At 37.5% G+C, this 13,072-nt stretch carries 6 protein-coding genes; 5 read left to right on the top strand and 1 reads right to left on the bottom strand.

Features of this window, described 5'->3' with window-relative positions; genetic code table 11:
- The first annotated feature begins 9 nt into the window (after window positions 1-9).
- The 4 genes from ACXKY9_RS17140 to ACXKY9_RS17125 all read left to right on the top strand — a co-directional run bounded on the left by ACXKY9_RS17140 (window position 10) and on the right by ACXKY9_RS17125 (window position 4,679).
- Window positions 10-942, top strand: a complete 933-nt coding sequence (locus tag ACXKY9_RS17140) for a nucleoside hydrolase (protein WP_000756459.1) — start codon at window positions 10-12, stop codon at window positions 940-942.
- 117 nt (window positions 943-1,059) lie between these two features.
- Window positions 1,060-2,169 (top strand): serine hydrolase, encoded by a 1,110-nt coding sequence (locus ACXKY9_RS17135; RefSeq protein WP_000751366.1) that lies wholly within the window; start codon window positions 1,060-1,062, stop codon window positions 2,167-2,169.
- 101 nt (window positions 2,170-2,270) lie between these two features.
- The gene (gene argH, locus ACXKY9_RS17130; protein WP_000813961.1) at window positions 2,271-3,779 is read left to right on the top strand and encodes an argininosuccinate lyase; all 1,509 of its coding nucleotides are present in this window, start codon (window positions 2,271-2,273) and stop codon (window positions 3,777-3,779) included.
- Window positions 3,780-3,845: 66 nt separating this feature from the next.
- Window positions 3,846-4,679: a GNAT family N-acetyltransferase gene (locus ACXKY9_RS17125; RefSeq protein ID WP_000615376.1), complete on the top strand. Its 834-nt coding sequence runs from the start codon at window positions 3,846-3,848 to the stop codon at window positions 4,677-4,679.
- Between the two features lie 35 nt (window positions 4,680-4,714).
- Here ACXKY9_RS17125 and ACXKY9_RS17120 read toward each other — a convergent pair whose 3' ends face one another.
- On the bottom strand, window positions 4,715-5,464 hold the full coding sequence (locus tag ACXKY9_RS17120) for a (S)-benzoin forming benzil reductase (RefSeq protein WP_001271048.1): 750 nt from the start codon (window positions 5,462-5,464) through the stop codon (window positions 4,715-4,717).
- A 116-nt stretch (window positions 5,465-5,580) separates the two neighbouring features.
- On the opposite strand from ACXKY9_RS17120, the gene ACXKY9_RS17115 reads away from it, so the two are divergent.
- Complete coding sequence (locus ACXKY9_RS17115; protein ID WP_001115915.1) at window positions 5,581-13,053, top strand: DUF7507 domain-containing protein; 7,473 nt, start codon at window positions 5,581-5,583, stop codon at window positions 13,051-13,053.
- Window positions 13,054-13,072 lie beyond the last annotated feature (19 nt).

Genomic DNA, 13,072 nt, shown 5'->3' with positions numbered 1-13,072 from the left:
TTGAGGTCGATGAAAAAAGTATTATTTTTAGGAGACCCAGGCATTGATGACTCTTTAGCAATTATGTATGGATTGTTGCATCCTGATATTGATATTGTTGGTGTAGTAACGGGATATGGAAATGTAACACAAGAAAAGGCGACAAGTAATGCCGCATATTTATTGCAAATGGCAGGACGGGAAGATATACCTGTTATTAATGGTGCGAAAATTCCTTTATCCGGAGATATTACGACGTATTATCCAGAAATTCATGGGACAGACGGTTTAGGGCCAATTAAACCTCCAAAAACTTTTTCACCAAATATAAAGCCTTTTTGTACATTTTTTGATCTTCTTGAAAAATATAAAGGAGAATTAATAATAGTCGATGCTGGTAGATCAACAACATTAGCGACAGCATTTATTTTAGAAAAGCCGATGATGAAGTATGTGAAAGAATATTATATAATGGGCGGTGCTTTCTTAATGCCTGGCAATGTAACACCAGTCGCAGAGGCGAATTTTCATGGTGATCCCATTGCGTCACAATTAGTTATGCAAAATGCCAAAAATGTAACATTAGTGCCACTTAACGTTACATCTGAAGCAATTATTACACCGGAAATGGTAAAATATATTACGAAACACTCTAAAACGAGTTTTAATAAGTTAATCGAGCCGATATTTACGTACTATTATAAAGCTTATAGAAAGTTAAATCCGAAAATAAAAGGAAGTCCAGTACATGACGTCGTTACAATGATGGTTGCGGCAAATCCATCCCTTTTAGATTATGTATATCGTCGTGTCGATGTAGATACAGTTGGAATTGCAAAAGGAGAGAGTATTGCTGATTTTCGGCCTCAACCTGATGCAAAAGCATTAAAAAATTGGGTGCGAATTGGTTGGTCGTTACATTATAAAAAGTTTCTTGAGGATTTTGTGAAATTTATGACGTAGACATAATAGGAGCATACAAGTTAAAATAATGGAGATGGTTATTTAAATGACCATCTCCATTATTTTGTTTTTAAATGATAAATAGAGAAGAGTTACACAATAGGAGAGGAATTTTACTTGAAAAAAACTATAGTATGCGCAGTAATTGTGGGTATTTTTGTTTTGCTAATATCGGGTAACTTTTTAGTGAAAAAAGTGTGGAGTTCAAATAATGATGATGCACAGTATATTGCATCTTTTATTGAAGAACATAAAGATGAAAAAAATAGTGCGCTTCTAGTAAAGAGAAATGATAAAGTTGTTTATTCTGTAAACCCAAATGTTGTATTGCCAGTTGCTAGTACGATGAAATTAATTGTGGCGCTTGAATATACGAAACAAGTTACTGAAGGGAAAATTGATTCTTCTAGTTTCGTGTCGATTAATGATGTGAATCGTTATTATGTGCCGAATACAGATGGTGGTGCACAAGATAGATGGCAAAAGTATTTGGAGAAGACGGGCAAGATAACTGAAGGAGCGGTTTCTTTAGAAGAAGTGGCAAAAGGAATGGTTAAGTTTAGTTCGAATGCAAATGCTGAATACTTAATGGAATTGTTAGGATTAGATAACATCAATCGAAATTTACAAAGTTTATCACTTCCTGCACATCAACCACTATTTCCAATCGTTTCATCTTTGTATATCCCGGGATATTTGCATAAAGAATTACATGTTCCAAAATATAAAATAGAGAAAAAGTTAAAAGAAATGTCTCAAGAGCAATATCGTGAATATGCGATGATTATTCATGAACGCTTAAAGAAGAAGGGACCATTATTACAGAAGGAAATTCCGCTTTATTTAGAGGAACGTTACGACAAAATTTGGTCAGATAGATTACCAGCAGCTTCTGCAAATGATTATATGGTATTACTTCAAAAGGCAAACCATAAAGGTGGCTTGACAGAGGCTGAAGAAAAAGTGTGGGCAAATATCGTTGAAACAGACATGAGTGCCAAGAAATACCGTAAAACATTCAGACATGCGGGGCAAAAGAATGGTTACACACCATGGACGGTTACAAAAGCAGTTTATGCTATGGATAAACGTGGAAACTGTACAGAAATTGTGTTTTTGGCGAATAATTTAAATGAAGACGATAGTGCAGAAATACGGAAACATTTAGCAAACTTGCATTTCCAAGTGTTGCAAAGTGATAAGTATGATGCGACTTTTATTAAATAAACTCGGTGCAGAGAGCACCGAGTTTATTTTTATGTACAAGCACTTTTTTTCTATCTCTGGGTATGATGGGTAGTAATACTTAGGTGAGAGGGGAAAAGGTGATGAAACAAAGTAAAGAAGAGTTTATAAAGAGTGAAGGCGCTGATTTCCCTGGGAAAACATATGTGGATTGTGTATTACAACATGTATTTGATTTTCAACGAAATTACTTATTGAAAGATATGTTTCAAGTGCATAAAGCACATATTACGATGCTGACGGAAGAAAATTTAATGAAAAAGGAAGAAGCTAAAGTTATATTACACGCATTAAAAAAGGTAGAGGGAATTCCAGAAGAGCAATTGCTCTATACAGAGCAGCATGAAGATCTCTTTTTTTTAGTCGAACATTTAATTTCTCAAGAAGCGAAATGCGATTTTGTAAGTAATATGCATATTGGTAGAAGTAGAAATGATATGGGCGTAACGATGTATCGCATGAGTTTAAGGCGATATGTATTACGATTAATAGAACATCATTTGTTATTGCAAGAAAGTGTACTGCAACTTGCTGCTGATCATAAGGAAACGATCATGCCAGCTTATACACATACACAACCAGCACAGCCAACAACATTTGGTCATTATACGTTAGCAATTTATGATACGATGCAAAGAGATTTAGAACGAATGAAAAAAACGTACCAGCTTTTAAATCAGTCTCCAATGGGGGCGGCTGCACTCTCTACAACAAGTTTCCCGATTAAACGAGAACGAGTTGCTCATCTACTTGGATTTACAAATGTAATTGAGAACTCATATGATGCTGTTGCTGGAGCGGATTATTTATTAGAAGTTAGCTCGCTACTTATGGTAATGATGACGAATACGAGTAGATGGATTCATGACTTTTTGTTGTTAGCAACGAAAGAATATGACGGTATTACTGTTGCAAAGTCATATGTACAAATCAGTAGTATTATGCCGCAAAAACGAAACCCGGTTTCAATTGAACATGCTCGTGCAATTACGAGTAGTGCTTTAGGAGAAGCATTTACAGTATTTCAAATGATTCATAATACACCATTTGGTGATATTGTCGATACGGAAGATGACTTGCAGCCATATTTATATAAAGGGATTGAAAAGGCAATTCGTGTTTTTTGTATGATGAATGCAGTGATCCGAACGATGAAAGTAGAAGAAGAAACGTTAAAAAGTCGTTCCTATAAACATGCAATAACGATAACGGATTTCGCCGATGTTTTAACAAAAAACTATGAAATTCCATTTCGGCATGCTCATCATGCAGCAAGTGCTATTGCAAATATGTCATTGGAGCAGAAAAAAGAACTACATGAATTACACTTCAAAGAGGTAAATATGTACTTGCAAGAACATTTTAAAATAAATTTATTAGAAAAAGAGTGGAAAGAAATTATATCGCCAGAAGCTTTTATTCAAAAAAGAAATGTATACGGTGGACCGAGTAAAAAAGAGATGGAGCGCATGATCAAAAATCGAAAAGAGTCATTTCAAAAAGAAGAAGATGTATTTGAAAAGGAAAAACAGAGAATTTTACAAGCTGAAAATGCTTTGAATACATTAGCTTTGAATATTATTGAATCGTAAAAGAGGGATTTGATGAATTAATCGCCAATACTTAATTAAACTATGAATAGAGAGAAGAGATTGTCGATGATTCAATTACATGTATATGAAGAGATTTTTCATTTTAAAGAAGATGTTACACCATTTCTAGAAAAGAATGAGCAGGAAAACAATCTCATATTAGGTGTATTACAAATGGTCCAAGAACCGATATTTATGGGGATAGCGAAACAAGGAGAAGAAATTGCGGTTGTATTTCTGCAAACAGAAGAGAAGAAACAAATCATTGTTGCAACTTCTGAAATTGCGGGAGTAACTATTGAGGAACTTGCAAAAGAATTAACGAAAGTATATCCGGATATTCCTGGATTGATCGGTAATAAGAAAATTGTACAGAAATTAGCGGAAGAGATTGCCGTATTAGAAAATAAAAAAACGAATGTTGCAATGGAGCAAGGTGTGTATGAGCTGAACAGAGTAAAGAAGAAGTGTAATGCGAATGGACTTTTCCGAGCGGTAAATAATGATGAATTACCATTAATAGAACAGTGGATATATCAATTTTGTGAAGACGTAAAGCTTCCTACTACGAAAGAAGAAGCAAAACAAACTGCGTATACATTAATAACTACAAATCGACTGTTTGGTTTGGAAGTGGATGGGAAACTCGTTTCTGTAGCTGCAAAAACGAGACCAACTAAAAATAATATAACAGTCAATTTCGTATATACGCCGAAAGAAGCAAGGAAAAAAGGGTATGCATCTCATTGTGTAGCAGCACTTAGTCAACGTATGTTAGATGAAGGCTACCAGACGACTACGTTATATACTGATCTAGCGAATCCGACATCTAATAAAATTTATCAAGAAATTGGTTATGAACAAATTGCGGAATCTGTGCTCATATTTTTAGAGAAGTAAAACAAAAAGGCGTGCTATTTTAGCACGCCTTTTTGTTATTCATCAATTCTAATAACCTCGCCTTGAGGGAATTCCTCAGTTTCTAGTAAGTTACGAATAGCTTTCGCAACATATTCAGGTGATAATAGCTTTCCTTCTTCTTTTAATGCAATGAAGCGGTCTAAATTTGTGAAGTCTTCTTTAGCTGTTTCACGAATTTGTGCTTGCATATTTGTATCAACAACACCGGGGGCAAAAGCGACGATTTTTACTGGATATTCTTTTTCCCATTCTTCAGTTGCTACGCATTGTGTAAACATATTTACACCAGCTTTCGTCGTACAATAAGCGCCCCATCCGAAATAAGGATTTTTTCCTGCACCAGATGAAATATTTATAACGCGTTTATCTACTTTCCATTCTTTCGTATGTTTCATAAACGTAGATGTAAGAATCATAGGTGCAAGTAAATTAATGTGAACGTTCGTAATGAATTGTTCACTTTCTGCTTTTTCAATCGGCTTCATAGGTGCAACTGTACCTGCATTATTAATTAAATGAATAGAGGATACATTGTCTTCTTTAATGGATGAAATGATTTCTTTAAAGTTAGTTTCTAAGTTATGTACATCTTGAAGATCTAAGGAATGAAAAATGCAATTGCTGTTATATTGCTCTGCAAGTTTAGTAAGTTCTTTATTTTCTCTTCTAGAAATAGAGATGACAGTTGTACTTTCTTCTAACAACTGAGTGGCAATAGCCTCACCTAAACCTTGTGAAGTTCCTGTTATGATAACGTAGCGCATAGTTTTATAAACTCCTCTCGTATGTGCGGAATTTTGTTGGACAACGTACATTGCATAGTTTGTCTACATTTTATAGTATAGAGCACTTTTTACTATAAATGAAATGAGATGATTGTGTGCCTTTTATAAACCGTTTTACAACAACAGTACCTGGTGCCGTCACGTTCACTGGGAACACGTTAGGGCTTAGCCCTACATCACCTGCGCCAGGTAATATTTTTGGTACACTTGCTGTATTTACTACGGTAAATACAGCGCTGCAAGTACCAGGGTTCCCAGCAGGAACGACGGATGAATGGCAATTGAATTCTTCAAGTGCAATTTTAAATCTTCCGGCGGGGAGTAGTGTACTATATGCAGAGTTAGTTTGGGCTGGTACTTTTCGGACTGATACGGAAGATGTTTTACCATTTTTAAATGATGATATTACATTTACAACACCATCAGGGACGTTTGCTGTTACGCCAGATCCCGCTACCGCGCAGCAAGGTTCAGTAGGAAATCAGTTTTATTATGCTCGCTCTGCTAATGTAACCAATCTTGTTAGTGCAGGTGGGGCAGGCACATATACAACAGGTGCTGTGCCCGCTGCAAGAACTTCAGCTGATCCAACAATCAGTCGTTCAGCTGGCTGGACGCTTGAGGTTGTATATCAAAATGCAAGTTTACCTCTTCGGAATTTGTCAGTTTATGCAGGCCAAGAAATTATTGATGCTTCATCCCCGCCTGTTGATGCTACTATTTCAGGATTTGCTACTCCAGCTACAGGAGCTGTTACAGGAAGAGTACTCGTAACTGTTCAAGAGGGAGATTCCAACATTTCTGGAGATCAACTTCGCTTTGGACCAAACCCAAATGCTACAGTTGCATTATTCGGACCGAGAAATCCGGCAAATAATTTCTTTCAATCTCAAATTTGTAATGACTTTGGGGAATTAGATACAACCGGAACGTTTGGAGATTTGAATCAGCCATTAGGGATAGCTTTGGCTGTTCGAAGACAAGGATGGGATATTACAAACGTAGATGCTTCATCATCATTAGTAAATAATCAAACGTCAGCAACCGTTCGGTTCGTTACAAATGGTGATGGTTATGCAGCGGCTGGTTTTGGTGTTCAAATTGATGCGACGGGACCGATTATAAATCCTGTCAAATCTGTTGATAAAGCAGTTGCAGGTATAGGAGATATTCTCACTTATACGATTACAGTTCCGAATACAGGAACAGGAAGTGCGGACAACGTTTTATTACAAGATAGTATTCCGAACGGCACAGCATTTATAGCTGGTAGTGTAACGGTTGGTGGAGTAACACAACCAAGTGCGAATCCAGCTAGTGGAATTAATTTAGGAACGATACCAAATAATGCTCAAAGAATCGTTACATTCCAAGTAAGAATTACATCGTTTCCAAATCCAAACCCTATTTCAAATCGTGCAATGGTGTCTTACCAATTTCGTCCTTTCGTTGGTAGCCTTCCTATTGCAAGTACGTCTTCTTCAAATACAGTACAAACGACAGTGAATCAAGCAACTATAAGTATGCAAAAGTCTGTAGATCTACAGACGGCAACACTTAATGATGTATTAACGTACACGGTTAATGTAACGAATAATGGAAACATCACTGCAAACAATGTTATTTTTGTTGATAGTATCCCTGCTGGAACAACATTTGTCGCAAATAGCGTTACGGTAAACGGGGTAGCACGTCCAGGAGCGAATCCAGCAAGTAGTATTAATCTTGGAAGTATTAATGCATCGCAAACGACTGTAGTGCGCTTTCAAGTTCGAGTGACATCAAACCCTCTTGTCAATCCAATTCCAAACCGTGCGAGTGTAACATTTAACTTTACTCCAGTACCTGGTCAACCACCAGTTTCAGGGCAAGCGACAAGCAATACTGTAGTTACGACAATTAATATAGCTGATATAACAACGAGAAAAACAGTGGATAAAGCTTTTGCAACGGTTAACGACGTTCTTACGTACACGGTAACAATTCAAAATACAGGAAATGTACTTGCGACGAATGTTATTTTTCAAGATCCAATCCCAACTGGAACGACTTTTATCACAAATAGTGTAACTGTAGATGGAATTTCGCAACCTGGGGCAAATCCGGCAACTGGCTTTACAGTTGCTAACATATCTCCAGGTGGGACTAGGACAGTTACATTTCAAGTACGAGTAACTTCTACGCCATCAGGAGGTACGATTCCGAATCGCGGAAATGTGTCTGCTAATTTCGTCGTTATTCCGAATCAGCCGCCAATAACGATTAATAGACAAACGAATACAGTTGTGACACAAGTTAATACAGGCAGTTTAAATGTAATAAAAGAAGTGAATACAACACAAGCAGCAGTAGGAGATACTTTAACATATACGATTGCCGTTCAAAATACAGGAAACGTTCCGCTAACAAATGTGTTATTTCAAGACACTATTTCTTCCGCTGTTTCCTTCGTTGCAAATTCTGTAACAATTAATGGAGTACAGCAAAGTGGACTAAATCCGAATACAGGATTCTCTCTTCCAAATATTCCTGCGGCTCAAACGGTTGTAGTCACATTTGACGTAGTAATTGTACAGAATCCAGAAAATGAAGATATTTTAAATCAAGCAAATGTAACAGCAAGCTTTCAAGTGAATCCGAATGAACCACCAGTAACAATCAATGTACCGAGTAATGTTGTGAATACGACAGTACAATCAGGGAACTTTGAAGTTGTGAAAGCAGTGAATACGAATGTGGCAACGGTAGGAGATGTTTTAGTATATACAATCGAAGTTATAAATGCAGGTAGTGTACCAGCTACAAGTGTATTTTTCCAAGATTCAATTCCGCCAGGGACATTATTTATTGAAAATAGTGTATTGGTTAATGGTGTTTTACAAGAGGGGGCAGATCCAGGACTAGGATTCCCATTAAATGATTTACCTACTGGCGCGAGTGTAATTATTTCATTTGAAGTATTAATTGATGAAATTCCGCCAGGGAATAATGTTGTAAATAACGCGAATGTAACTGGAGATTTTCTTGTAAATCCAACAGAGCCACCAATTACTGTGACGGTTCCAAGTAATACTGTTATGACAGTTGTGAATTCCTCAGGACTAAATGTAATGAAGAGTGTAAGCGCTACTGAAGCAGGTGTAGGAGATACACTAACATATACAGTTGCTATACAAAATAGTGGAACGGTAGTAGCGACAAATGTATCATTCCTTGATCCGATTCCAGTTGGAACCACTTTTGTAGCGAATAGTGTAACAATAAACGGGACACCTCAACCAGGTTTAAACCCGACAACTGGATTTCCACTTGCTAATATTCCAGTAGGAGGTATAGTAACAGTTACTTTCCAAGTGGCAATCACGAGTGTACCACCAAATAGAGTTCTTCCGAATAATGCGAATGTAACTGCTGATTTCCAAGTAAGTCCTCTCCAGCCACCAATTACAATTGTAACGATTAGTAATATTGTTGTGACGCGGGTGAATGTAGGATCAATTAATGTAATAAAAAGTGTAAATACACCACAAGCAGGTGTAGGAGATACGTTAACGTATACGATTCTTATTCAAAATACAGGAACTGTCCCCGCAACGAATATTATTTTTCAAGATCCAATCCCATCTGGAGCTACATTTGTAGCGAATAGTGTAACGATTAATGGAGTCGTTCAGCAAGGTGCGAATCCTATAGTGGGTTTTCCTGTTACAAATATTCCAGTTGGGCAAACTGCTACAATTACGTTCCAAGTGACAGTGACAAGCGTTCCGAGTGGTGGAAATATAAGAAATCAATCGAATGTTACTGCAAGTTTCCTTATAAATCCGGCAGGACCTCCTATAACGACTACTACAAATAGTAATTTTGTAGTAACACAAGTAAATACAGCGAGACTAACTATACAAAAATCTTCATCTGTACAACAAGCAGCACTTGGAGAGACTTACACATATTCTGTTGTTATACGAAATACAGGTACAGTTGCAGCTACAAATATTTCTTTCATTGACACGATTGCTCCAGAAACAACATTTGTAGCAAATAGTGTAACGATAAATGGAACGCCTCAACCTGGATTTGATCCAAATATTGGTTTCCCGCTTCCTAATATTGCAGCTGGCACATCATTGACAGTAACATTCCAAGTGATAGTTGTTGCACCATCAACGCTTGGGGCAGTTCTAAACACAGCGTCTGCTACAGCTACTTTCTTATTGAATCCTTTACAACCACCTGTAACAACAACGAACTCAAGTAATACAACGGTAGTTACAATACCGTTACCTCCTCCTGGTGAAGTGACAGCAATAAAAACAGTAAATATTGCAACTGGGGCTGTTGGGGATGTATTAACGTATACAGTGCTAATAACGAATGTAGGAATTATCCCTGTTACAGATGTACTCTTCCAAGATGTCATTCCAGAAGGGACGACGTTTGTTGACAACAGTGTAACGATAGGTGGAGTGCAGCAACCTGGATTAAATCCAGAAATAGGCTTTACAGTTAGTCCGTTATTAAATGCTGGTGCGAGTATTTCTGTAACGTTCCAAGTGACCATTACGGAAATTCCTGATAATGAAGTCATATTAAATGATGCTGACGTTACATTTACTTCACAACCGAATCCGCAGGAGCCACCGATTACGCAAACGATATTAACGAATTTAGTCGTTACGACAATTAATATAGCTTCAATTTTTCCAGTAAAAATAGTAGATAAAGGGGCAGCGACGGTTGGGGAAATATTAACCTACGATGTACTAATTTTTAACTTTGGAACGGTACCGGCAACGAATGTCCAATTTCTTGATTCTAGTACGAGTGGTGTAGCGTTTGTTCCAGGAAGTGTGAGTATAAACGGAGTGCCAGAACCAGGATTAGATCCGTTCATAGGCTTTACAGTTCCAGATATACCTGTAGGTGATTTTGTACTTGTCACATACCAAGAGATGGTAACGAGCATACCTCAAGGTGGAACAGTTGTTAACTTTGTGGACGTTACGGCTACGTTTGCTGTAAGTGAAACAGAGCCTCCTATTACTGAAACGACGACAAGTAACACGACATTAACAGAAATAAATGAATCTGGTTGGAATGTTTTAAAATCAGTAAGTCAGCCGGTTGTTGCAGTAGGCGATACAATCACATATACAACAGTAGTTCAAAATACGGGAACAGTGATAGCGACGAATGTTCAATATAGTGATGTATTACCATCCTCTATAACATTCGTACCGAATAGTGTAACGATAAACGGTGTGTTACAGCCTGGATTAGATCCCAACACTGGCTTCTCACTTCCGGATATAACTCCAGGTGAAAGTGTAGAAGTCACATTCCAAGTAACAGTTGTTAGCGTTCCGTCAAACGGAACAATTGCCAATACGGCAAATGTTACCGGAAGCTTTATTTTAGTACCAGGAGAACCACCAGTTATAGTAAATCAGCCAAGTAATACAACACTCACAACTGTAAATAGAGGACGCTTTAATGTTATTAAACAAGTAAATAGAGCCGCTACTCTAGTTGGAGATGTATTGACGTATACAGTGCAAATAACGAATACAGGAACAGTAACAGCTAACAATGTTCAGTTTATTGATACGATTTCAACAGGTGCGTCATTTGTACCAAATAGTGTAACGATAAATGGAGCCCCGCAACCAAACTTAAATCCGATTACTGGATTTGGAGTTGGAGATATCCCAGTTGGTGAAACAGTTATAGTGACGTTTCAAGCGACAGTTACAAACATCCCGTCATCAGGAACAATTACGAACGTTGCAAATATAACAGGAAGCTTTACTTTAGTGCCAGGAGAGCCACCGGTTGTAGTAACAGAGCCGAGTAATACGACGATAACTAGAGTGAATAGAGGACGATTCAGCGTTATAAAATCTGTAAATAAAGAAGCGACACGATTAGGAGATACGTTAACGTATAGTGTGCAAGTTACAAATACGGGAACGGTAACAGCGACGAACGTTCAGTTTAGCGATGTTCCATCACCTAGTTTAGAATTCGTTCCTGGAAGTGTACAAATAAATGGGATTCCGCAAGTAGGTTTAGATCCATTTGTAGGCTTTGCATTGCCTAATCTTGCAGTAGGGGATAGCGTATTAATTACATTTGAAGTAAATGTAATCGCAGTTCCGCCTTCTAATAGCATTATGAATACAGCAAGAGTAACGGGTGATTTTGAATTAATTCCAGGAGAACCTCCGTTTACAATTACGAATTCAAGTAATACGACAGTCACACCAGTAAATAGAGGCAGTTTAGATATGCAAAAAGAAGTAGATCATTCAATTGTTGGAGTAGGAGAAACAGTAAAGTATACGGTTCGAATATTAAATACTGGTACTGCTGATGCGATGAATATTCAATTTATCGATGTCCTATCTCCGGAAGCTGTTTTTGTACCAAATAGTGTAACTGTAAATGGAGTAGCTCGTCCGGGAGTAAATCCGCAGGTTGGATTTACGATTGTAGACATTCCAGTCGGTGAGACGGCGATTGTAACATATGAAGCTACGATTACGAGCTTTCCAGATGGTGGTACAGTAGTGAACGTTGCTGGGGCGTTAGCAGAATATATTTTAGTACCAGGGGAGCCGCCAGTTACAGTGATGGATACGAGCAATACAGTTATAGTGACGGTAAATACTGCAATCTTATTTGTTGCAAAAGGAGCAAACTTTGAAGTAGCGATGGTAGGAGATGTTGTCACTTATGGAATTGCCGTTATAAATGACAGTACAGTTCCTGTGACGAATATTGTTTTAACAGATATCATTGATCCGAATACTTTATTTATAAATGGCACGGTAACGGTAAATGATGTACCTCTTCCATTTGCTAATCCGAATACCGGTATTCCGTTAGGTGATTTTCAGCCAAATGACGCAGCAATTATTAATTTCCAAGTTGTAATAACAGGAGGACAAATAAATAATTTAGTTACAAATACTGCTATAGCAAATGGGCTCGCAACTGTAAATCCGAATGAGCCGCCAGTAGTAGTTGAAGGTGATAGCAATACAGTTGTTATCCCGTTTATTCCTCAAAATGTCTCAACGACAGTCGTAAAAACGGCAAATTTACAGGCAGCAACAATTGGCGATGTTATTACGTTTACGACAGTTATTACAAATACGGGGGATACAGCAATACAAAATATTCGTTTTCAAGATATGTTAGATAGTAGTGTTCAATTTGTCCTTGGAACTGTAACGATTGATAATACGCCAGTGCCAAATGTAAACCCAGTATCAGGTTTTATTATAGGAAATTTAAATCCAGGTGAAGCACGGACAGTTTCGTTCCAAGTAGTAGTGCAGAGCGCGCCAAATGGTTCAGGAAATTATATAAATCAAGCGAGTATTCGTTTCGAACATCAAGTAGGCACAGTATTGCCACCTGTTACACAAATGGTAGAAAGTAACATAGTTGTCATTCCATTTGTTCCAACGATAGAACAAATTTGTGAAACAAATCTTAATTGCTTAGGGAAAATTCCTTTTCAATGTTCTCCGTGTAATCATTTGCAAATAAATAAAAAATAAATACAGAAAGAGCATCCGG

Source organism: Bacillus sp. 2175, assembly GCF_057812155.1.
This window is presented reverse-complemented; position numbering and strand designations above follow the sequence as displayed.

Excerpts from the sequence above, each read along its gene's own strand:
- ACXKY9_RS17140 (WP_000756459.1), top strand. The coding sequence starts at position 10 with ATGAAAAAAGTATTATTTTTAGGAGACCCAGGCATTGATGACTCTTTA.
- argH (WP_000813961.1), top strand. The coding sequence starts at position 2,271 with ATGAAACAAAGTAAAGAAGAGTTTATAAAGAGTGAAGGCGCTGATTTC.
- ACXKY9_RS17125 (WP_000615376.1), top strand. The coding sequence starts at position 3,846 with ATGATTCAATTACATGTATATGAAGAGATTTTTCATTTTAAAGAAGAT.
- ACXKY9_RS17120 (WP_001271048.1), bottom strand. The coding sequence starts at position 5,464 with ATGCGCTACGTTATCATAACAGGAACTTCACAAGGTTTAGGTGAGGCT.